16 protein-coding genes are annotated in these 23675 nt (G+C 63.3%); 6 read left to right on the top strand and 10 right to left on the bottom strand.

What is annotated here, in order from left to right; all coding sequences use genetic code 11:
- The first annotated feature begins 21 nt into the window (after nt 1-21).
- Nucleotides 22-513, top strand: a complete 492-nt coding sequence (locus BMY84_RS14640) for an Lrp/AsnC family transcriptional regulator (protein WP_093084804.1) — start codon at nt 22-24, stop codon at nt 511-513.
- On the opposite strand, the gene BMY84_RS14635 is transcribed toward BMY84_RS14640, so the two are convergent.
- From BMY84_RS14635 to BMY84_RS14600, 8 genes are all read right to left on the bottom strand, one after another.
- Entirely contained in the window at nt 497-1723 is a 1227-nt protein-coding gene (locus tag BMY84_RS14635; RefSeq protein ID WP_093084939.1) for an SGNH/GDSL hydrolase family protein, read from the bottom strand. The genes BMY84_RS14640 and BMY84_RS14635 overlap by 17 nt on opposite strands.
- Before the next feature lie 385 nt (nt 1724-2108).
- A complete protein-coding gene (locus tag BMY84_RS14630) occupies nt 2109-5006 on the bottom strand; it encodes a TonB-dependent receptor (protein ID WP_093084802.1) in 2898 nt (965 codons plus the stop codon).
- A gap of 146 nt (nt 5007-5152) precedes the next feature.
- Nucleotides 5153-6619: a mannitol dehydrogenase family protein gene (locus BMY84_RS14625; protein ID WP_093084801.1), complete on the bottom strand. Its 1467-nt coding sequence runs from the start codon at nt 6617-6619 to the stop codon at nt 5153-5155.
- The gene (gene uxaC / locus BMY84_RS14620) at nt 6616-8031 is read right to left on the bottom strand and encodes a glucuronate isomerase (protein ID WP_093084800.1); all 1416 of its coding nucleotides are present in this window, start codon (nt 8029-8031) and stop codon (nt 6616-6618) included. The genes BMY84_RS14625 and uxaC overlap by 4 nt, the downstream gene beginning before the upstream one ends.
- A complete protein-coding gene (locus BMY84_RS14615; RefSeq protein WP_093084798.1) occupies nt 8028-9341 on the bottom strand; it encodes an MFS transporter in 1314 nt (437 codons plus the stop codon). The genes uxaC and BMY84_RS14615 overlap by 4 nt, the downstream gene beginning before the upstream one ends.
- Nucleotides 9342-9513: 172 nt before the next feature.
- Nucleotides 9514-10725 (bottom strand): D-mannonate dehydratase ManD, encoded by a 1212-nt coding sequence (gene manD / locus BMY84_RS14610; RefSeq protein WP_093084797.1) that lies wholly within the window; start codon nt 10723-10725, stop codon nt 9514-9516.
- A 14-nt stretch (nt 10726-10739) separates the two neighbouring features.
- Entirely contained in the window at nt 10740-13112 is a 2373-nt protein-coding gene (locus BMY84_RS14605) for a glycoside hydrolase family 3 N-terminal domain-containing protein (RefSeq protein ID WP_093084795.1), read from the bottom strand.
- A complete protein-coding gene (locus BMY84_RS14600) occupies nt 13112-15487 on the bottom strand; it encodes a glycoside hydrolase family 3 N-terminal domain-containing protein (protein WP_093084794.1) in 2376 nt (791 codons plus the stop codon). Before BMY84_RS14600 ends, BMY84_RS14605 begins: the two co-directional genes overlap by 1 nt.
- Before the next feature lie 174 nt (nt 15488-15661).
- Between BMY84_RS14600 and BMY84_RS14595 the strand changes: the two genes are divergently transcribed.
- Together BMY84_RS14595 and BMY84_RS14590 are read left to right on the top strand one after the other, a co-directional pair.
- Complete coding sequence (locus tag BMY84_RS14595; RefSeq protein ID WP_371262422.1) at nt 15662-17785, top strand: alpha-glucuronidase family glycosyl hydrolase; 2124 nt, start codon at nt 15662-15664, stop codon at nt 17783-17785.
- Between the two features lie 75 nt (nt 17786-17860).
- Nucleotides 17861-18928: a LacI family DNA-binding transcriptional regulator gene (locus BMY84_RS14590; protein ID WP_093084791.1), complete on the top strand. Its 1068-nt coding sequence runs from the start codon at nt 17861-17863 to the stop codon at nt 18926-18928.
- 91 nt (nt 18929-19019) lie between these two features.
- On the opposite strand, the gene purB is transcribed toward BMY84_RS14590, so the two are convergent.
- Nucleotides 19020-20336, bottom strand: coding sequence for an adenylosuccinate lyase (gene purB / locus BMY84_RS14585; protein WP_093084789.1), 1317 nt, complete (start codon nt 20334-20336; stop codon nt 19020-19022).
- Between the two features lie 276 nt (nt 20337-20612).
- Between purB and BMY84_RS14580 the strand changes: the two genes are divergently transcribed.
- A complete protein-coding gene (locus tag BMY84_RS14580) occupies nt 20613-21023 on the top strand; it encodes a calcium-binding protein (protein ID WP_093084788.1) in 411 nt (136 codons plus the stop codon).
- Between the two features lie 382 nt (nt 21024-21405).
- Here the strand turns inward: BMY84_RS14580 and BMY84_RS14575 are convergent, their stop codons facing one another.
- Nucleotides 21406-21612, bottom strand: a complete 207-nt coding sequence (locus BMY84_RS14575; RefSeq protein WP_093084786.1) for a hypothetical protein — start codon at nt 21610-21612, stop codon at nt 21406-21408.
- Nucleotides 21613-21777: 165 nt separating this feature from the next.
- On the opposite strand from BMY84_RS14575, the gene BMY84_RS14570 reads away from it, so the two are divergent.
- Together BMY84_RS14570 and BMY84_RS14565 are read left to right on the top strand one after the other, a co-directional pair.
- On the top strand, nt 21778-22920 hold the full coding sequence (locus BMY84_RS14570; protein WP_093084938.1) for a fumarylacetoacetate hydrolase family protein: 1143 nt from the start codon (nt 21778-21780) through the stop codon (nt 22918-22920).
- Nucleotides 22917-23675, top strand: a complete 759-nt coding sequence (locus BMY84_RS14565; RefSeq protein ID WP_093084785.1) for an SDR family NAD(P)-dependent oxidoreductase — start codon at nt 22917-22919, stop codon at nt 23673-23675. Before BMY84_RS14570 ends, BMY84_RS14565 begins: the two co-directional genes overlap by 4 nt.

The following is a 23675-nucleotide window of genomic DNA, read 5'->3' as shown; positions in this document are numbered from 1 at the left end:
GGCCCATGTTAGGCAAAATGGATGGATAATAAGCCCCGAACAGTCGAACTGGACGAGTTCGACCGCCGTATCATAGCCGCTTTGGTCGATGACGGGCGGATGACCGTTACCGATCTTGCTGCTTTTGTTGGCCTTTCCAAGACGCCCTGCCAGGTGCGGCTGAAGCGGTTGCAGGAGGCCGGTGTCATTCGCGGCTTTCGCGCGATGGTCGATCCGGCGAAGCTGGGCATGGACCATATCGCCTTTACCGAAGTGAAGCTGTCCGACACGCGGGAAGCGGCGCTGCGCGAGTTCAACGCGGCGGTGCGGCGCATCCCTGAGGTCGAGGAATGCCATATGCTGGCGAGCAATTTCGACTATCTGCTCAAGGTGCGGACGTCCGATATCCGGCGATACCGGGTCGTTCTGGGCGAGAAGATCAGCGCCCTGCCCCATGTCGCCAGCACATCCACCTTCGTCGCAATGGAAACGGTGCTGGAGGCCGGACACAGACGGGTCAGTCGAAAAGGCTGAGCGGGATCGCCTCCCCCATCGCCTTATAGCCCCTTGGCGAGGGGTGGAGCGCGTCGCCGTCGTCATAGGCGGGCAGCAGCCGGTCGGGATGCGCAGGGTCGCGGGTCACGCGGTCGAAATCGATCACCGCGTCGAAATGGCCCGGCGTCCTGATCCAGCTATTCACTGCCTGCCGGTCCGCCTCATTCTGTGCATCGGCATGATAGTATCCGTTGCCGACAAAGGGCATGATCGTCGCGCCGATCACCCTGATCCCCCTGGCATGGGCGCGGGCTATGATCTGGCGATAGGCGCCGATGATGCGGGCGACATGGGCCTGATGCTCGGCCGCGCTTACCGGTGCGTCGCGGGTCAGGGTGCCAAGGTCGTTGATGCCTTCCAGCAGGATCAGATGGGTGACGCCGGGCTGGGCCAGCACGTCGCGGTCCAGCCGCGCAAGCGCATTGGGGCCAAGCCCGTCATGCAGCAGGCGATTGCCGCCAATGCCCTGATTGACGATGGCCATGTCCCGGCGCTTCGGGTCAGCCTGAAGCCGCTGTGCCAGCACATCGGTCCAGCGGTCATTGCCGTTGGTGGTGGAGCCTTTGCCATCGGTGATGGAATCGCCCAGCGCCACGATGAGCTTTGCGGGCGCACAGCGTTCGACTTCCAGCGCGGCGAGATTGAACCAATGATCGAAGCTGGCCGCCCCCGCCATCGCTTCATCGGTCAGATGGTCGCCCGGCAGATGCCAGGACGTCGCGCGCGATCCGGGATGCGATGTCTGTTCCGGTTCCCCGTCATAGCGGATCGAGATGGCGATATTCTCCAGCGCGCCGACCGGCAGCGATACCGGGTCGGACAGATAGTCGGCACCGGCCGGAATGACGACCTCCGGCGCGCCGTCGAAACGCAGGGAGATCAGCGTGCCGGGATCGACCGCCGCCGAAGCCGGCCCCAGCGCGCGGCCGATGCTGGCGCCGGCGATGCGCAGCGGCGTGGTTCCGGCAAGGTTGGACAGGCGCACCCGCAACCGGTCGCCCGATATGGAGGGACGCACGATCTGTCGCAGCGTCTGGTCGCGAAGCGTGCCGGCGGGCAGTTCCGCGTCGCCGGTGGGGCGGAATTGCGACGAGGCCCAACCGGCCACCCAGGTCGGCGTGCAGGTCTTTGCGGTCGCAGGGGTCGCGATCAGAGCGAGCGGGAGAGCGGCCAGAAGGGAGAGACGCATCATTGTCTGCCTTTGCAAGATCACAGGAGCGAAGTTCACACCGTCACTGGCTTCGCATTTCCGGGCGTTTTCCACTGATTATGGCCTACAAAAGCGGCATCAACGCGCCTGTCACGCGCTTCTGGCGCCACAGTGAAGCACCACAAAGGCGACGGTAACGCGACATGTGATGGAGTCGGGCTATGCCACCGCCGGCGGCATACGGATGTGCGAAGGGATGGGACAGGGCCGAATGCTGCTGTGTCATGGCACAGGATTGACCAGATTAAATCCAACATGGAAAGGATTTTGTCGGGCAGGATCATGGCAGCCTTAGCCTGCCTCCTCTCCCTGCAAAAAAGGGCCGGCGTTGCGGCCGGCCCTCTGTATTGGTCCTGGGGGAGGATCAGAAGTTGGCCCGGATGCCGGCGAGGACCGACGTGCCCGGATAATAGACCGAATAGGCAGCATTGCTATATTCGAAGGTGGTGCGGATCGGCTCGTTCGTGATGTTCAGCACGTCCAGCGTCAGGCGCATCGCCTTGTTGAAGAAGGGCAGTTCGTAGCCGGCAGACAGGTCGAGCTGACCACGGGCATCAGCCTTCAGGTCCGCGCCGGTGATGCCGTTCTGCGGGCCGTTCCCGCCGGGTGCGATCGACTTGCCATTCCACACATAGTTCAGGCTGATCGACAGGCCGTGATTTTCGTAGAAGCCCTGAAGGTTGTACGAATATTTCGACACGCCTTCGGCCACCAGACCCGAAGACGACGACTGCTTCAGATAGGTGCCGTTGGCTGAGAAGCCGAGGCCCTTCACGAAGAAGTCGAGCGGCTGCACCCAAGTCGCTTCCAGACCCTTGATCTTGAGGTCAGAAAGGTTGACCGGACGGTTCACGGTAATGGCCAGATCATTGACGGCAACGCCAGTCGCCGCCGAACGATCGGTCAAAGCAATCTGCTGCGTCGAAAGCAGGCTGGCATAAGGGATGTTCAGCGAACCGAAGGTCGCCTGCGTCGGCACCGTGGTGGTGAAGCCCTGAACATTCTTCGTAAAGGCCGAGACGCCGATATAGCCGATGCCGCCAGTGTAGAATTCCCCACCTAGATCATAATTGTCCGAGGTGTAGGGCTTCAGGTCCGGGTTGCCAGCCGTCGCGACCAGGGCCGACGGATCGGAGAAGGTGACGCCGGGCAGGATCTGGCCCGCATCCGGACGGGTCATGGTGCGCGAGGCCGATGCACGCAGCTTGATATTGTCGGCCACGTCATAGGTCAGGTTGATCGACGGTAGGAAATTTTCATATTTGGAGCGCGACGTGATATCGACGATCGTGGTGCCGACCTGGCTGGGGCCGGTCACTTCCTGATCGGTATGAGCATAGCGCATACCGGCATTTATGTGCAGGTCACGACCGGCAATTTCGGTCACGCCGTTCACTTCGAAATAGGCGCCCATCACCTTTTCATCCATGTCGCCAGTCGCGCCGCCCGTAACCGCGCCACGCGCTTCGGGCGCGCTGTCGCGATAGCTGGTATAGTTGGTGGCCGACTTGATGGCGTTGAAATCGGGGACAACAAAGCCGGCGACTGAAGAGCTTTTCAGATATTGCGCGATCTGGCTGGTCGTGATCGAGCCGGTGGCGCCGGTGCACCCCGTGCCGCAGACCGACAACTGATAGGCCGAGCTGTTGTCATAGGCGCGGATCGAACGGGTCGCCCGGTCATAGGCAGCGCCGACCTTCACGTTGAACTGATCATCACCATACATGACGTCGAAATGCGCGCCCTTGGTTTCGGTGTGACGGCGGACCAGCTGGATATTCTGGCGATACCACTGCCAGCTGCCATTGTTCGGATCGTTAAGGTCCAGATTGCTGGTGATTGAGGGATAGTCGCCGCCATTATTTTCATAATAGGTGTCGACGCCGGAATTGGGGGTGGTCTGGAAAGCCCAGGTCGGCTGTTCGCGGAAGAAGCGGCTCTTGGAATAGTTTGCGCTGAGGTTGACCTTCAGATTGTCGGTCGGTTCCCAGCTGACGCTGGGGTTGACGTTCCAGAACTTCGTCGTCTGCTTGAACATGCTGGCTTCGAGGAAGTAGGAAGAGTTGGCGAAGGTGCCGCTGGTCACGACATTATTTTCGTCCACGGTCAGGTCGATCGGGATCATGCCGCCAGTCGATTGTGCGCTGGTGCCAGGGCCGGAATTGCGGACCTGCCAGTTCATGTTGACCTTCGTATAGTCGCGGGTCGACTTGGCCCAGATGCCGTCGATGGCGAAATGCAGTTCATCGCTGGGGCGCCATTCGAGCGCGGCCAGCGCCGAGATGCGCGAGCGCGTGCCTTCGGTCAGGCTTTCGCGGCCGAGACGCGGCAACAGCGCGGTGCTGAGTTGCGAGCGGGTCAGGCCCGACGTCGCGACGACATCGACCGGCTGGCCAGCGACTAGGCCATGGCCGGCATTGGCCGGGACGACCGACGCCCAAGAGAAGTTATTACCGCCGGCATCATTATTGCCAGCCGTATCCCGGCCAAGATTACCATCGGTCCAACCGACAGTTTCAAAACCCTTGATGCGGGTCTTGGTCTTCACGCCAGCGACACCGACCAATATGCCGAACGTGTCGGTGGTATGGCTGGCCACGATCGCGCCACGCGGGCTGACCTTGTCATTGGGGCTGGTATACTGGCCCTGTGCCACGACGGTAAAGTGCGTGCCTTCCTTGTCGAAAGGCCGCGCGTTGCGCAGATTGACGGTGCCGGCGATGCCGCCTTCCAGCGTCGAGGGCGACGGGCTCTTGGCCAGATCGAGGCGGGTGAAGAGTTCGGACGGGAAGAAGTCGAGATCGACTTCACGGTTGGCGCTGCCGCCGTTGGTGCCGCCATCCGACGCGACCTGAATCTGCGAACCGTTCAGCAATACGCGGGTGAAGCTGGGGCCAAGGCCGCGGATCGCGACCTGCGTGCCTTCACCATTATTGTCGCGACGCAGGCGGACGCCCGGCATGCGGTTCAGCGTTTCGGCGAGGTTGGTGGCGGGCAGCTTGCCGATGTCTTCGGCGAAGATCGAGTCACCAAAAGCGACAGCATCTTTCTTCGCATTGGTAGCGCTCTGCAAGGATGCGCGGATGCCGGTGACGACGATGTCCGCAACGCCATCGTCCTGCGGCGCAACGGCTGCATCGGCCTGCGGGGCGGCGGCAGTTGCCGCGCTATCCTGCGCAAAAGCGGCCTGCGACAGGCCGAGCGAGCCGATCGCCGAGGCGGCGAACAGCGCATTACGGAAATGATGCGTGCGTGAAGACATTGATCCGTTCCTCTCCCTGAGCGCTGCCCCCGACTCTCCGGTGGGCCAAACTGGTAGCGCTATCACTAAGACTTCAATAAACGCCGCATCCTGATTGTCAAGATGCGGCGGCATTGGAAATGGTAACGATATAGGTGTCTACGTTGTCATTGGCGGAAAGCCGCCAATGCGCCCCTTGCACCCTGCGTCTCCAGTATCGTCAGCCAGCGCGTCAACGCTTCGGCCAACAGCGGGTTGCACGCCAGTTCGGGCGGCACGACGGCATCGAACGCCAGAATCGCCGCGACGCGGGATTCAGGATCAGTCGCCTGTGCCAGCGCCTCAGCGATCGGCGCGGCAAGCGGATCGTCCACCTGATGCGACTGCCCCAAATCATCCAGCCCAGCCTGCCAGCGGACCCAGGTGGCGACGGCCAGCGCAAGGGCATCGATCCCCTGCCCCGCCGCCAGCCGGGCGGCGATGGTGGCGAGCAGACGCTGGGGCAGCTTCTGCGATCCGTCCATCGCTATCTGGCGCGTGCGATGCTTCAGCGTCGGATTGTCGAAACGCGCCATCAGGTCGCGGCGATAGGCGGCGACATCCAACTCGGCCGGGGGCGACAGGGTCGTTTCCGCCTCGTCCCACAGGCTTTCGACGAAATGGCGGGCTTCGGGCAAGGCCAGCACTTCATGGACATGGTCGATGCCAGCGAGGCCGCCCAGATAGGCGATGCCGCTATGCGCGCCGTTAAGCAGGCGCAGCTTCGCCTCCTCCCATGGGGCAACGGCGGCCGTGACCTGCACGCCTGCGCCGAAATCCGGACGCGGGCCGCAGAAACTGTCCTCAATCACCCACTGGATGAAAGGCTCGGTCTTGACCATGGCCTGATCCTCGACGCCGATGCGCCGGGTGAGCGCTTCGATGTCATCGGCCGTGGTCGCGGGCACGATGCGGTCGACCATGGTTTCGGGGAAAGCCCCCTCCGCCGCGATCCAGTCCGCCAGCGCCGGATCATGGCGATGGGCCAGCGCGATCACGGCGGCACGCAGGCGGGTGCCGTTATGCGGCAGATTGTCGCAACTGATCGCGGTGAAGGGCTGCAGGCCCGCGGCTTTGCGCAGCGCCAGCGCGGCGACGAGATAGCCCGGCGCAGTCTGCGGACTCTCCAGCGAAGCGAGATCGGCGGCGAGTTGCGGATCGCTTTCGATCAGCGCGCCGGTCGCCGGATCGAGCTTATAGCCCTTCTCGGTGACGGTCAGCGTGACGATATGCGTGTCGGGCGATGCCAGTGCGGCGAGCAATGCCTGTGGCTCTTCCGGTGCGACGATCACCTGTTGCACCGCGCCGATCAACCGCGCCTGCTCGGCCGCGCCATCGCGCACCAGCATGGTGTAAAGGCCATCCTGCGGCGCCATCTGGTCGCGGACCGAGGGCGATCGCAGCGAGGCCGCGATGATGCCCCAGCGCATGTCGCCCGCATTCAGCGCATCGTCAAACACCACCGCCTGATGCGCGCGGTGGAAGGCGCCAATGCCCAGATGGACGACGCCGCATGTCATTGCCGACCGGTCATAGGCAGGACGGATCACATCTGCGGGCAAATCCGCCAGCGTTTGCAAGGATAGTCGGGTCACAGCTTATAGGCCTGCTTGGCGAGGTCATAGGCCAGCGCGCGGGCCAGTTCGAACGCCTCATCCTCTTCGATGCGATGTTCGACCACCAACTGCGCCAGCCAGCCGCAATCCATCCGCCGGGCGACGTCATGGCGCGCGGGGATCGACAGGAAGGCACGGGTGTCGTCGTTGAAACCGACCGTATTGTAGAAACCGGCCGTCTCCGTCACCTGCTCGCGGAAGCGGCGCATGCCTTCGGGACTGTCGTTGAACCACCAGGGCGGACCAAGGCGCAGCACCGGATAATGGCCGGCCAGCGGCGCGAGTTCACGCGAATAGCTGGTTTCGTCCAGGGTGAAGAGGATCACCGACAGGCGCGGATCGGTGCCAAAGGCGTCGAGCAAAGGCTTCAACGCATCGACATAGCTGGTCGCCATCGGAATATCGGCGCCCTTGTCGCGGCCGAAGCGGGCCATGACGCCGGCATTATGGTTGCGCCACACGCCCGGATGGATTTGCAGCACCATGCCATCGTCGATGCTCATGCGCGCCATTTCGGTCAGCATCTGGCCACGGAACAGTTCCGCTTCCGCCGGCGTGACCGGACCGGCCAGCACCCTGGCATAGAGCGCTTCGGCTTCTGCGCGGGACAGGTTGGCGGTGGCGGCGCTGGGATGGCCATGGTCGGTCGAGGTGGCGCCCGCTTCCCGGAACCATGCGCGACGATTCTGGTGCGCGCGCAGATAGCCGGCCCAGGTCGACACATCTTCGCCGCTGACGGCGCCGAACTTCTCGATATTGCGGTGGAAACCGTCATGTTCCGGGTCGATCACCGGATCGGGGCGATAGGCGGTGACGACGCGGCCGCTCCAGCCGGACTCCCGGATCGCGCGATGATGGTCGAGCGGATCGAGCGGCCCTTCGGTCGTGGCGATCACTTCGATGTTGAACTGTTCGAACAGCGCGCGCGGGCGGAAGGCCGGGGTCTTCAGCGCGGCGTCGATCGTGTCATAATAGAGATCGGCGGTCGCCGCTTCCAGCTGAACCTCCAGCCCGAACACGTCGGAGAACACCCAGTCCAGCCACATGCGCGAAGGGGTGCCACGGAACAGATGATAGCGTTCGGCGAGCAGACGCCAGATCGCGCGCGGATCGCTGGCGGTCGGACTACCGTCCTTGGTCGGGATGCCCAAATCCTCCAGCTTCACGCCCTGGCTGTAGAGCATGCGGAAGACATAATGGTCGGGAACGATCAGCAGGTCGGTCGGATTGGCGAACGGCTCGTCATAGGCGAACCAGCGCGGGTCGGTATGGCCGTGCGGGCTGATGATCGGCAGATACTTCACCGACGCATGCAGGGCGCGGGCGATGCTGCGGGTCGTCGGCTCGGCCGGGAAAAGGCGATCGGGATGGAGATGCAAGGGTTTCGTCAAGATTCGACTCCACTGATACCGGTGTCAACGACCTGATAACGTGTTATGATAATATGAATAGTGCAAAGAGCGACCAGATAGGCGCAGGATGCGACGGCAAAGATCGGGCCATAGCTGCCGACGGTTTCCAGAATGACCCCGGCGAATTTCGCCATCAGCATCCCGCCGATCGCACCGGCCAGACCGCCCAGCCCGACCACCGACCCGGCCATATGGCGCGGGAAGACGTCCCCCGGCAGGGCGTAGAGATTGGCGGAAAAGCCCTGATGCCCGGCGCAGGCCAGCCCGATCAGGCCGACGGCAACCCACATATTGGGCGCATGGGTAGCAAAGGCGATCGGCACGGCGCACAATGCGGCAAGGAACATTGCCGTCTTGCGCGCGCGATTGACGCTCCAACCCCGGCCCATGAAGCGCGAGGAGGCCCAGCCGCCTGCCACCGATCCGACATCGGCCATCAGATAGACGGCGATCAGCGGCGGACCGAAGTCCAGCATCTTCACGCCATATTGCTTGTTGAAGAAATCCGGCAGCCAGAAGAGGAAGGTCCACCAGACCGGATCGATCATGAAGCGGCCCGCCATATAGGCCCATGTCTGGCGATAGCCGAACAGGGTGAGCCATTTGACCGGGCGATGCTGCTCCACCGGATCGGTTTCGATCCAGGCCAGTTCTTCGCGGGACAGCCCCTTCTTCTCGCGCGGGCGGCGGTAGAAGGTCAGCCAGGCCGCGAGCCAGAAGACGGTCAGCAGCCCGGTCAGGATGAAGGCCCAGCGCCAGCCCAGCGTCACCGCGATGATCGGCACCACCAGCGGCGTCAGGATCGCGCCGACATTGGACCCGGCATTGAAGATGCCGATGGCGAGCGCCCGCTCCTTCTTGGGGAACCATTCATTGGTCGCGGCGATGGCGGCGGGGAATGTCCCCGCCTCCCCGATCGCAAGCGGAATGCGCGCCAGCAGCATCCCCGCCGTCGAGGTGAAGAAGATGTGCGCGACATGGCCGATCGTCCACAGCGTCACCGCGAGCGCATAGCCCGCCCGCGCGCCGATCCGGTCGATCAGACGCCCGAAGGCCACATAAGCGATGCCGTAGCCCGCCTGAAACCAGATGGCGAGGCTGGCATAGCCGCTCTCGCTCCAGCCATAACGGGCCTGAAGATCGGGCTTGAGCGTCGGCAGGACGAGCCGGTCGATATAGCTGAGCACCACCGCCGCAAACAGCAGGCCGCAGACGATCCAGCGGACTTTGCCGGAGGGTTTGGGTGGGCCGGAGAGTTTGGGCACGGAGAGTTTTGAGATGGCACTCATATCCCTCTCCTTTCAGGAGAGGGAAGGGGCCTGCGGGCGCGGGCCGTGGGAAGGGTGAGGAAGGGGTGCAGATCGCCCTCACCCTCCCGCCGCTTCGCGGCTCCTTCCTCGAACGGAGCCACGTGCCTCCGTTCGACCCATTGGGAGAGGGACAGTAGGTCCAGCATAGCCATCACCAGTTGAACATGGTGCCGTCTTCCAGCCGGTTTACCGGCAGGAAGGCGCGATTATATTCGTACTTTGCCGCCAGTTCCTCATCTATATCAACGCCCAGACCCGGCGCTTCGCCCGGATGCATGGCCCCGTCCGCGAAGGTGTAGGCGTGGGGGAAGACCGCGTCGGTTTCGGGCGTATGGCGCATATATTCCTGCACGCCGAAATTCGGGACGCTGAGGTCGAAATGCAGCGCGGCGGCCATGCAGACCGGCGACAGGTCGGTCGCGCCGTGGCAGCCGGTACGAACCTGATAGAGGTCGGCCAGATTGGCGATCTTGCGCAGATGGCTGATGCCGCCGGCATGAACCACGGTGGCGCGGATATAATCGATCAGCTGATTTTCGATCAGCTCGCGGCAATCGTGGATCGAGTTGAAAATCTCGCCCACGGCCAGCGGCGTCGTGGTGTGCTGACGGATCAGCTTGAACGCTTCCTGATTTTCCGCCGGGGTCGCATCTTCCAGCCAGAAGGGACGATATTGCTCCAGATCCTTGCCCAGACGGCCCGCCTCGATCGGCGTCAGGCGGTGATGGATGTCGTGGAGCAGATGCACGTCCCAGCCCAGCGCTTCGCGCGCGGCTTTGAACAGTTCGGGAACGATGCGGAGATACTTGCTGGTATTCCACACATTTTCCGTCGGCAGGTCCGCGTCGGCGGGTTCGTAGAAATATTTGTCCTTCGACACGCCATAGGTGCTGGCCATGCCCGGCACGCCGCACTGGATGCGGATCGCCTTGTAGCCCTGCGCCTGATATTCCAGCGCGGTCTTGACCGTGTCCTCGATCGTGGTGCCGTTGGCATGGCCATAGACCATAACGCTTTCGCGGCTGGCGCCGCCCAGCAACTGATAGACCGGCAGGCCCGCCAGCTTGCCCTTGATATCCCACAGCGCGGTGTCGACGGCGGCGATGGCGCTCATCGTCACCGGACCGCGACGCCAATAGGCGCCCTTGTAGAGATATTGCCAGATATCCTCGATCCGGTGCGCGTCACGGCCGATCAGGCAGGGGATGACATGGTCCTGCAAATAGCTGGCGACCGACAGTTCGCGGCCGTTGAGCGTGGCATCGCCCAGACCATAAACACCGTCTTCGGTAATGATCTTCAAAGTGACGAAGTTGCGGCCGGGGCAGGTGACGATGACCTTGGCATCAATAATCTTGGGCATTTGAGCGGTCCTGTTCAGATGATTTCGAGCGTGACGGTCTGGATGTTCTGGCTGTCGGGTCCGACCATGATGTCGAACAGGCCGGGTTCGACCACTTCTTCCATGTCGAGATTCCACAGGGTGAAGGCGTCGGGACCAAGCGGGATGCGCACCGTCTTCGTTTCGCCGGGCGCGAGCGTGATGCGTTCGAAGCCCTTCAATTCCTTGATCGGGCGGGTGACGCTGGCGACCTGGTCATGGACATAGATCTGGACGACCTCATCCCCTGCCCGCTGGCCGACATTGCGCACATCGACTTCGACGGTCACGCTGCCGCCCGTGCCGATGCGCGGCGAAGAAAGTCGTGGTTTTCCAATTTCGAACTTGGTGTAGCTAAGGCCATAGCCGAACGGGAAGAGCGGCGAGATATCCTCGAACACATAGCCGCGCCGGGCGCTGGGCTTGCGATTGTAGAAGATCGGAATCTGCCCCGCGTCGCGCGCGACCGTGACGGGCAGCTTCGCACCCGGATTGACGTCGCCGAACAGGATATCGGCCATGGCGGTGCCGCCCTCCTGCCCCGGATACCAGCATTCGAGCAGCGCATTGCTGCCTTCCACCACGGCAGGATAGCTGGGCGGGCGGCCGTTGATGGCGCAGACCACAATGGGCTTGCCGGTCGCCTTCATGGCCGCGAACAATTCATTCTGCTCGCCCACCAGGTCGAGGCTGGTGCGGTCGCCCAGATGGTTCTTGGCGAAGCCTTCGCGGCTCGTCTGTTCGGTGTCGCCGATGGCGAGCAGGATGATATCCGCGCCCTTCGCCACCTCGACCGCTTCGGCGATCAGCGCGCGGTTCTTGACCGGATCGGCCAGATAGACCTCATCGACCGAACGATCCTCGCTCTGGGTGATGAACACACCCTGGGCATGGACGACCTCCGCCTTGCCCTTGAGCTTGGCCTGCACCCCTTCCAGCAGCGACACATCCTGACGCGGGATCGAGGAATAGCCGCCCAGCCGCGCGATGGCGGCATTGGGGCCGATCACCGCGACCCGCTTGTGCGCACCGGCGGCGAGCGGCAGCGTGCCGTCATTCTTGAGCAGCGCGATCGATTTGTGCGCGGCCTTCAATGCCAGCGCGCGCGCCTCAGCATTGCCGGTCAGCGCGTCATAGTCGCGGCGCGGCCAGGGATTTTCGAACAGGCCCGCGCGGAACTTGAGCGTCAACATGCGCGTGCAGGCGATGTCGACCGCTTCGAGGGGCACCTTGCCCGCGCGGACCTGTTCCACGAGCGTCCGATAGGTCTGGCCATCGGGCAACTCGCAATCGACGCCGGCGCGGAGGGCGGCGCGGGCCGATGCCTCCGGATCGGGCTGAACATGGTGGATGGTGTCGAGTTCGTGGACCGCGCCATAGTCGCTGACCACCGCACCGTCGAAATGCCATTCGCCGCGCAATATGTCGCCGAGCAGCCACTTATTCTGGTGCGACGGTACACCGTCGATTTCATTGTAGGACGGCATGACGGCAGCAATGCCGGTGCGCTTCACCACCTGCCGGAAAGGCGGGAAGAAATTCTCGCGCAACTCCCGCTGGCTGATCGGCGCGGGCGCAATATTCTCGCCGCTCTGGGGCTGACCGTGGCCGGTCATATGCTTGAGCGTGGCCATGACCTTGTCCGGGCCGAGTTGCTTGCTTTCCCCTTGCAGGCCCAACACCGCCGCGACGCCCATTTCGCCGCAGAGATAGGGGTCTTCGCCAAAGGTTTCCTCGATCCGGCCCCAGCGTGGGTCGCGGGCGATATCCACTACCGGCGAGAGCGCCAGATGGACGCCGCGCGCGCGCACTTCGCGCGCGATGACCGACTGGACTTCGCGCATCAGGTCGCGGTCGAAGGCACCGGCCATGCCGATCGCCATCGGGAACATGGTGGCGTCGGTCGCCATATAACCATGGAGTGATTCTTCATGGAACAGCACGGGGATGCCGAGGCGGGTTTCATTGATCGCCCATTTCTGGACGGCGGTGATGAAGGCGACCGTGTCCGCCGGGGTGCGCCAGCGCGCGCCAACGCCACCCGCCTGTGTCGAACCATTGGGCGCGCCGCGCCGATCCGAAGGCCGCGTGATCTGGCCGAAGCTCTGGGGATAGGCCTTGCTCGCCTTTGCGGGCGAGAAGGTCAGGTCATCCATGATATCCGCCTTGGTCGCCCAGAGCGCGATGATCTGGCCGACCTTCTCCTCCAGCGTCATGCGGCCGATCAGGTCGCGCACGCGCAGGTCGGTGGGGGCGGACGCATCCTTGTAGAGCGGCCCGTCCGCCTTCTTCGCGAAGGCAGGCGTGACGACCGCGAAGGAGGTCGAGGCAAGCAGGCCGAGCGCCTGACGACGAGCAAAAGTCCCCATTATTGCACCGTCAGCGTGGCGGATTTCAGCGCGACCGAGCTGTTGCCAGTCATGATCTCGAAATCGCCCGGTTCGACGACGCGGTGCATGTCCGCATCCCACATCTGGAGGCTTTCAGGACTGATCGTGAAAGTGACGGTGCGCACTTCGCCGGGCTTGAGCGTGACGCGCTGGAAGCCCTTCAACTCCTTGATCGGCCGCGTGACGCTGCTGACCTTGTCGCGGATATAGAGCTGGACGACCTCATCGCCTTCCCGCGCACCGGTGTTGCGGACATCGACCGAGACAGTCGTCTTGCCGCCGGTGCCAATGCGAGTGGCCGCCAGACGCGGCGCCGACAAGTCGAACGTCGTGTAGCTCAGCCCGAAGCCGAACGGATAGAGCGGATCGGTGGTATCGAACAGATAGCCGCGCCGCGCCGAAGGCTTGGCATTGTAGAACATCGGCAGTTGGCCGACCGAACGCGGCACGGTGACGGGCAGCTTCGCGCCGGGGTTCACATCGCCGAACAGCACGTCCGCGACGGCATTGCCGCCCTGCTCGCCCAGATACCAGCCTTCCAATATGGCGTTCGCCTGCTCGCTGACCTTCACCGTCGAGGCCGGGCGGCCGTTGATCAGGACGACGGTGATCGGCTTGCCGAGCGCCTTGAGCGCATCGAACAGCTCCTGCTGCTCGCCGACCAGATCGAGCGATGGGCGGTCGCCCAGATGATTGTCGGCCCAGCCTTCGCGGCTCGACTGTTCGGTGTCGCCCAGCGTCAGGACGATGCGGTCGACATTCTTCGCCGCTTCCACCGCCTGCGCGATCAGCTTGCGATTCTCCGCCGGGTCGGACTTGGTGACGCTGTCTTCCCACCAGTCGTCATTTTCGGTGATCTTCACGCCCTGCGCGAAGACGATGTTCGCCTTGCTGCCGACCTTCGCCTTGATGCCGTCGAGGATGGAGACGGTGTGCGGCGGCTGGCCGTAATAGCCGCCCAGACGCGCCACGTCCGCGCTTGGGCCGATGACGGCGATCGTGCCTTCGGGCTTCAGCGGCAACATGCCGTCATTCTTGAGCAGGGTGATGGAACGCTGCGCCGATTTCAGCGCCAGCGCGCGGGCTTCGGCATTGTTGGTGATCTTTTCCGACGCGGCGGCATCGGCATAGGGATGCTCGAACAGGCCCGCACGGAACTTCAGCTCCAGCATGCGGCGGGTGGCCAGATCGACCTTCGCCTCACTCACCTTGCCTTCGCGCACCAGCTTGCCCAGCGTCGCATAGGACAGGCCATCGGGCAGGTCCGCGTCGACGCCAGCGTCCAGCGCGCGTTCCGCCGCTTCTTCCAGATTCGCGGCGATATGGTGGATGCTCATCAACTGGTCGACAGCCGAATAATCGGAGACGACCGCGCCCTTGAAGCCCCACTCCTCGCGCAGCACATCTTCCAGCAGCCAGCGATTGGCATGGCTGGGGACGCCATCGATTTCATTATAGGACGCCATCACGGCCTCGATGCCGGTGCGCTTCACCACCTGTTCGAAGGGCGGGAAGAAATTCTCGCGCAGTTCGCGCTCGCTGACCGGCGCCGGGCCGACATTGGTGCCGCTTTCGGGCTGGCCATGGCCGGTCAGATGCTTGAGCGTGGCGAATACCTTGCCATCGCGCAGATTGCGTTCACGGCCGACGCCTTGCAGCCCCTCGACCGCAGCGACGCCCATTTCGCCAACCAGATAGGGATCTTCGCCATAGGTTTCCTCGATCCGGCCCCAGCGCGGATCGCGGGCGATATCCACCACCGGCGACAGGATCATCGGCACGCCGCGCGAGCGGATTTCCCGCGCGATGACGCTGTTCACGTCGCGCAGCATGTCCGTGTCGAAGGAGGATGCCATGGCGATCGACTGAGGGAAGCTGGTTGCGCCGACGGCCGCATAGCCATGCAGCCCTTCCTCATGGAAGAGGATCGGAATGCCCAAGCGCGTCTGCGTCGTCGCCCATTTTTGCAGGGCGTTGACGAGTGCGACCGTCTGGCGCGGATCGCGGCCACGGGCAACGCGGGGGCTGACGGAGCCCTTGGCGTCCGACGGGCGGGTGAAATGCCCCAGGCCATTGGGATATTGCGCCGCCAGCTTGGCGGGATCGAGCTGAAGCTGGTCGTCGAAAATCTTGACCTTGTCGAGCCAGACGGTTGTGATCTGGGCGATCTTTTCATCCAGCGTCATGCGCGAGAGAAGATCATCGACGCGCGCCTCGATCGGGGCAGTCGCATCCTTGTAGACCGGCTTGGCCGACGCAGCCGTCGCAGGCGCAGCCTGAACCGGCGCCATGGGCACGGCGATACAGAAGGCCAGCGCCGATGCGGCGCACAGGATTTTGCTGGTACGGATCACGGAACCCCTCTCCATTTTTATATCACGGCGACTTTACGCTTGCCGCGAGTAAACTGATAGCGTTACCATTGCTCGGACAAACGCACTTGTCAATGCCCGTCGAACCGGCTTTGACATGGAACGCAATAGGGAGAGGGAAGAGTGAGAGCGCGCCTGTTTTGCTGGATGATTGCCATGGCCGGAACCAGCCTGTCGCCCGTGATGGTACCTGCGGCGCAGGCCGAGGACGGCTATGATCTGTGGCTGCGCTATGCCCATGCGGATACGCCGCGCAGCGCCACGATTTCCGCCCATGCGACCGCTATCGTCGTCCCCGGAACCGGGCCGACGCTGACCATCGCAACACAGGAATTGCAGCGCGCGATTGCCGGCATGACCGGCACCACGCCAGCACTGTCAGCAACAGTGCAGCAAGGTGCGCTGCTGCTGGCGACGCCCGCCTCCACCCCTGCCCTGCCGGTAAAGACCGACGGTCTGGGCAGCGAGGGTTATGCGATTCGCTCGACCATGATCGATGGCAAAGCCGTCACGCTGATCGCCGCGAACAGCGATGTGGGCCTGCTCCACGGCACCTATCACTGGCTGCGCCTCGCCCAGAGCGGCGAGAGTCTGGACAAGCTGGATATAAGCAGCGCGCCGAAGATCGGCCTGCGCCTGCTCAACCATTGGGATAATCTCAATGGCACGGTCGAACGCGGCTATGCCGGGCAATCCATCTGGGACTGGTGGCGTCTGCCCGACTGGAAAGGGCCGCGTTACGCCGATTATGCCCGCGCCAACGCCTCGATCGGTATCAACGGCACCGTGCTCAACAATGTGAATGCCAAGGCGGACAGCCTGACCGCCCCCTATATCGCCAAGGCGGCGGCATTGGCGGATGTGTTCCGCCCCTATGGCATCACAGTCTATCTGTCGGTCAAATGGACCGCGCCGATGGAACTGGATGGCCTCAAGACCGCCGATCCGCTCGATCCACAGGTCGCCGCCTGGTGGAAGGCGAAGGCGGACGAAATATACAAGGCGATCCCCGACTTTGGCGGCTTCCTCGTCAAGGCGAACAGCGAAGGCCAGCCGGGGCCGCAGGATTATAACCGCACCCATGCCGATGGCGCGAACATGCTGGCGGCAGCGGTGAAGCCCCATAATGGCATCGTGATGTGGCGCGCCTTCGTCTACGCGCATGACAATCCCGACGACCGCGCGAAGCAGGCCTATAGCGACTTCAAGCCGCTGGACGGCAAGTTCGCCGACAATGTCATCGTGCAGGTCAAGAATGGCGCGATCGACTTCCAGCCACGCGAACCTTTCCATCCGCTGTTCGGGGCGATGCCCAGGACGCCGCTGATGATGGAATTCCAGATCACCAAGGAATATCTGGGCCAGTCGACGCACCTCACCTATCTCGGCCCGCTCTTCGAGGAGACGCTCGACGCCGACACTTTCGCGAAAGGCAAGGGCTCGACAGTTGCCAAGGTAATCGACGGATCGCTGGAGGGCCACAAACTGACCGGCATTGCAGGCGTCGCCAATATCGGCGTCGATCGCGACTGGAGCGGATCGATCTTCAATCAGGCGGACTGGTATGCCTTTGGCCGCCTCGCCTGGGACACCAGCCTGTCGGCCGACAGCATCGCCAAGGAATGGGCGGAGATGACCTTCTCCCCCGATCCGAAGCTGGTGCAGCCGGTCGTCAGGATGATGATGGGATCGCGCGAGGCAGCGGTCGATTATATGACACCGCTGGGCCTGGCCCATGTCATGGATACCGGACATCATTATGGGCCGGGACCGTGGGTGTCGGAACTGGCGCGCCCGGAATGGAACCCGGTCTATTATCATAAGGCGGATGCGGGCGGCATCGGCTTTGACCGGACGAAGAGCGGCAGCGACGCCGTGGGCCAATATGCGCCGCCGGTCGCGAAGCTGCTGGCCAGCGCAAAGACGACGCCGGAAAGCGAATTGCTCTGGTTCCATCATCTGCCCTGGGACTATCGCCTGAAGTCTGGCGACACGCTGTGGGACGGGCTGATCCACCATTATGATCGGGGCGTGAATTATGTCACCGACATGCAGACAACATGGGCGTCGCTGAAGCCCTATGTCGATGCCGAACGCTTTGCCGAGACGGAAGCCTTCCTGAGCATCCAGCATCGCGAAGCGCTGTGGTGGCGGGATGCCAGCATCGCCTATTTCCAGTCGGTGTCGAAACGCCCCTTGCCCGCCGGATCGGACGCGCCCGCGCATGACCTCGACTGGTACAAGGCGCTGAAATTCCCCTATGCGCCGGGGCATAACTGATTTTTCGCTTTAAACATTACAGATGATGTCGCTACCCTTCGGCCGCGACATCATCCCAGCGAAAGCCCACCTATTTTGAGCGACGTCCGATCTTCCCGCCGCCAGCGCAACGCGCCCACCATCAACGATGTCGCCCGCCATGCCGGGGTGTCGCCGATGACCGTGTCGCGCGTGATCAACGGCGAACAGGTGGTGCGACCGGCCACGCGCGAGAAGGTCGAGGCGGCGATCACCGCCCTCAACTATGCGCCCAGCGCCGCCGCGCGCACGCTGGCCGGAGGCGAGGAGACACGGGTCGGCCTGCTCTATTCCAACCCCTCCTCCTCCTATCTCAGCGAATTTCTGGTCGGCAGCCTGGATCAGGCGACCCGCAGCAGCGTCGATCTGGTGGTAGAGAAATGGGACGACGACACATCGGTCGAAGCGGTGGTCGCCCATCTGCAAAGGGGGCGTATCGACGGCGTCATCCTGCCCCCGCCGCTGTGCGACCTGCCCGAACTGGTCGAAGCGCTGGACCGGGCCGGTATTCCGGCCGTGGCGGTGGCGACCGGCCGCGCACCGTCTGATCTCGCCGCCGTCAGCATCGACGACCGGCACGCCGCTTATGAAATGACGCGCCACCTGATCGCGCTGGGCCATGACCGGATCGGCTTCATCAAGGGCAATCCGAACCAGAGCGCCAGCGCCCGCCGGTTCGAAGGCTATGTCGCGGCGCTGGGCGAAGCGGGCCTGACGGTGCAGGACGAACTGATCGCGCAGGGTTTCTTCACCTATCGATCGGGGCTGGACGCAGCCGAACAGATATTGTCACTGATCGATCCGCCGACGGCCATATTCGCCAGCAATGACGATATGGCGGCGGCGACGGTGGCGATCGCCCATCGCACCGGGCTGGACGTGCCGGGCGACCTGACCGTCTGCGGTTTCGACGATACCTCGCTCGCCACCACCATCTGGCCGGAGCTGACGACCATCCGCCAGCCGATCAGCGCCATGGCGCGCGCGGCAGTGGAAGTGCTGGTGCGCCAGTTGAAGGGCCGCCGCAGCAGCGACGCGGCCGAACATCTGGTGCTGGACTATGAACTGATCCGCCGCCAGTCGGATGCAGCGCCACGGATGCGACCAAGGATGGGTGGCCGTTAAATTCAAAGTCCGTTCGCTTCGAGCGAAGTCGAGAAGCGGCTAGCGCAGCGCTACCGTTTCTCGACTTCGCTCGAAACGAACGGAGGTTGTTTTACGCCTCGCCGAACACGCGGGCGAAGATCGTGTCGACCTGCTTGAAATGATAGTCGAGGTTGAACTTTTCCTCGATCTGTTCGGCAGGCAACGCGGCGGTGACGTCGGCATCGGCCTTCAGCAGTTCCAGCAGCGAGAGCTGGCCGTCTGATTCCCACACCTTCATCGCGTTGCGCTGGACATAGCGATAGCTGTCCTCGCGGCTGACACCTGCCTGCGTCAGGGCCAGCAGCACGCGCTGCGAGTGGACCAGGCCGCCCATCTTGTCGAGGTTCTTCATCATCCGCTCGGGATAGACGAGCAGCTTGTCGATCACGCCGGTCAGTCGCGCCAGCGCGAAGTCGAGCGTGATGGTCGCGTCGGGGCCAAAGAAGCGCTCAACCGACGAGTGCGAGATATCGCGCTCATGCCACAAGGCGACATTTTCCAGCGCAGGCACCACAGCGGCGCGGACAACGCGGGCCAGACCGGTCAGGTTTTCGGTCAGCACCGGGTTGCGCTTGTGCGGCATGGCCGACGAGCCCTTCTGGCCGGGCGAGAAATATTCCTCAGCCTCCAGAACCTCGGTACGCTGAAGGTGACGAACCTCGACAGCGAGACGCTCGATGGACGAGGCAATCACGCCCAGCGTCGCAAAGAACATCGCATGGCGATCGCGCGGGATCACCTGCGTCGACACCGGCTCGATCGCAAGGCCCAGCTTCTCCGCGACATGCTCTTCGACGCGTGGGTCGATATTGGCGAAAGTGCCGACGGCGCCCGAAATGGCGCAGGTGGCGATTTCCTCGCGCGCGGCGATCAGGCGCGTCTTGCAACGGCTGAATTCGGCATAGGCTTCCGCCATCTTCAGGCCGAAGGTCACCGGCTCGGCATGGATGCCATGGCTGCGGCCGATCGTCGGCGTCAGCTTATGTTCGAACGCGCGGCGCTTGATCACCTCCAGCAGCTTGTCCAGATCCTCGATCAGGATGTCGGCGGCGCGGGCCAACTGCACGGCAAGGCAGGTGTCCAGCACGTCGGAACTGGTCATGCCCTGATGCATGAAGCGGGCTTCGTCGCCCACCTGTTCGGCAACCCAGGTCAGGAAAGCGATGACGTCATGCTTGGTGACGGCCTCGATCGCGTCGATCGCGGGCACATCGATGGCGGGGTTGGTGGCCCACCAGTCCCACAGCGCCTTGGCGGCGGACGGCGGGACAACGCCCAGTTCGCCCAGCTTCTCGGTCGCGTGCGCCTCGATCTCGAACCAGATCTTGAAGCGGGCTTCCGGCTCCCAGAGGGCGGTCATTGCGGGACGGGAATAGCGGGGGACCATGGGCGAATCCTGCGGCTGGAGGGTGGATATTGCCGCGCCGCCTAGCAGCGTCGGGGCGGCGGGGCAAATCGCGAAAGATTATGTTCGCCCTTCGGCCAGTTTATTGCGCCAGATGCCGATTTGAGAGACGAACCGTGCCTCTTTTCAAGTCAAATTCGGCATTATGAATGGATATTCAGGAACATTTCCCTGTTCTCGTCCATTATAGTGGCAGATTTTCAAGGAAGAGCGAAACAATCCTCTTCCTCCCGCATTTCAAGGCGACAGGAGATTGCCATGGTCCGCATATTATTATTGTCCGCTGCCATCGCCGTGACGGCCCCCGCCATGGCGCAGACCGCGCCGGAACAGGGCGCGATGCCCGCAGCCCCCGCCAGTCCGGCGCAGGCCCAACCCGCTGCGCCCGCGAATCCGGCGCCCTCCAATCCGGCAAACGCGGTCGCGTCGATCGTCGACAGCGAATTTCCGGCCTATGACGCGAATAAGGATGGCCAACTGGACCAGTCCGAATTTTCGCGCTGGATGGTAGCGCTTAAGACGCAGGAAATGAAGGCGACGGGATCGCAACTGCCGACCGATCAGGTCATGGCCTGGGCCAATGGCGCCTTCTCCACGGCCGACAAGGACAAGAGCATCAGCATCAGCAAGCCGGAACTGATCAGCTATCTGAGTGGCGGCGCAGGCTAAAGCCGCTTCCCCAAACGCCTGTCACGAAGGCGGGGGATATAAGAGAGCCTGCCGGGTCGCACCGGGGGCGGCATGGAACGAAGGCCATGCCGCCCTATTTTTGTGCGCGGTGCGTGCCGGTTTGAATAAACCACGCATGAACGCCCACAGGACGCAAGCCGTGCGTTCGAGCATCATGGCATGACGAACAATTAGAGAATCGCATTTTAAACCCGAACCGTTCGCCCTGAGTAGGGACTGAGCTTGTCGAAGGCCCGTATCGAAGGGTCTGGCGTGACCCATCCTTCGATACGCCGCTTCGACTTCGCTCAGCGGCTACTCAGGACGAACGGAAGGTGGTCCAGATAGCGTAACACGCGCGCTCCAAGCCCGTAACGGCCAGTCAGCCCTTTTTCCGCGTGTAAAGCAGCGCCGCGACGATCGCCGCCGATCCGATGCCGACGGCGGTGCCCATCCATACGCCCTTGCTGGCTGACTTGCGCGCGGCGCTGGCCAGATCGGTCTTGCCGGCATCGGGGCCCTTGTCAGGCGTTGCGGGAGCGGCGGCGTCTGCGCCGGCGGGCGGCGCGCTGTCTTCGGGCTTGCTCATGGTCCGATCATCTATGCCCCAAAGCCGGGTGATGGAAAAGGGACAAGACGTCCCACCCCTACGACTTTTCGCTTACGCGCCTTTTACGCAACACCCCTTGACTCCGCGCCCGGTTCGATGTTGGTAGCGCTATCAATTTACAACCGTTCCATTTAGGAGTTGATGATGCCGGGCGACTTCTCCCTGCTCGATAGCCTGCCTGCCGACTGGCGCAGCGGCCTGTTCCTCGGCCGTGTGCAGACTGCCGCTGGCCCCTCCCCCATATTGGTCGCCAACGGCCTGACCTATGATATGAGCCGGGTCGCGCCGACCGTGGCGCAACTGGTCGAGAAGCTGCCGCTGGCGCCGGAATCGGGCGAAGCGCTCGGCCCGCTGGAAGACCTCAACCTCCCGCTGCTCAGCCCGGTCGACCTGCAATGCGTCAAGGCCTGCGGCGTGACCTTTGCCCTGTCCGCGCTGGAGCGCGTGATCGAGGAGCGTGCACGCGGTGACGCTGGCGCCGCCGCCGAGATTCGCGGCCGCCTGGAAGAGCGCGTCGGTGGATCGATCCGCGCCGTGGTGCCGGGCACGGAAGAAGCCGCTGCGCTGAAGGCCGCGCTGATCGAGGACGGCCTGTGGTCGCAATATCTGGAAGTCGCGATCGGCCCTGACGCGGAAGTCTTTACCAAGGCGCCGGTGCTCTCCACCGTCGGTCTGGGCGCGGACATCGGCATCCGGTCGGACTCGACCTGGAACAACCCTGAACCCGAAGTCGTGCTGATCGTCAACGCCGCCGGGAGCGCTATCGGCGCGACGCTGGGCAATGACGTGAACCTGCGCGATTTCGAAGGGCGATCGGCGCTGCTGCTGGGCAAGGCGAAGGATAATAACGCCTCCTGCGCGCTCGGCCCGCTCATCCGCCTGTTCGACGGCGACTATGGCATTGATGATGTGCGCAATGCAGAGGTGGAACTGACCATCGACGGGCCGGAAGGCTATCGTCTGGAAGGCGTCAGCAGCATGAACCAGATCAGCCGCGATCCGCTGGAACTGGTGCGTCAGACCCTGTCCGAACATCAATATCCCGATGGCTTCACCCTGTTCCTGGGCACGCTCTTCGCCCCCGTGCAGGATCGCGACGATCCGGGCCGTGGCTTCACCCACAAGGTCGGCGACGTGGTGACCATCTCCACCCCGCGTCTGGGCAAGCTGACCAACACAGTCGTCACGTCGAAGGACGCCGCCCCCTGGACCTTCGGCCTGACCGCCCTGATGACCAATCTCGCGACGCGCGGTCTGCTGACCGTAGCGGAAAAGGAAACCGCATGAGCCACGCCATCTACCCGAGCCTGAAGGGCAAGCGGGTTTTCATCAGCGGCGGCGGTAGCGGTATCGGCGAAGGGCTGGTCGAGGCCTTCGTCGGTCAGGGTGCGCAGGTCGCCTTCTGCGACATCGCCGTGGACGCGAGTGAAGCACTGGTCGCGCGCTTGTCCGGCGCAGACTTCACGCCGATCTTCCATGCCGTCGATCTGCGCGACATAGACGCCGTGCAGGCCATGATGGCGAAGGTCGAAGGTGAACTGGGCGGGATCGACATCCTGATCAACAATGCCGCCAATGATGACCGTCACACGATCGAGGAAGTGACCCCGGCTTATTGGGAAGAGCGGATGGCGGTGAACCTGCGCCACCTCTTCTTCGCGGCGCAGGCCGTGGTCCCGGCGATGAAGCGCGCCGGTGGCGGCGTGATCCTGAACTTCGGGTCGATCAGTTGGCACCTCGCTCTGCCCGAACTGGTCCTGTACCAGACGTCCAAGGCCGCGATCGAAGGCCTGACCCGCAGTCTGGCGCGCGATCTTGGCCGCGACAATATTCGCGTCAACACCATCATCCCCGGCAATGTGAAGACGCTGCGTCAGGAAAAATGGTACACGCCCGAAGGCGAAGCGGAAATCGTCGCGGCCCAGTGTCTCGATGGCCGCATCCTGCCGGTCGATGTCGCCGCGCTGGCGATGTTCCTGGCGTCGGACGATGCGCGTTACTGCACCGCGCATGACTATTTCATCGATGCCGGCTGGCGCTGA

This window comes from Sphingobium sp. AP50, from assembly GCF_900109095.1.
GTDB lineage: Bacteria > Pseudomonadota > Alphaproteobacteria > Sphingomonadales > Sphingomonadaceae > Sphingobium.
Note: the sequence above shows the minus strand (reverse complement) of the source record. Positions and strands in the feature narration are given on the sequence as shown.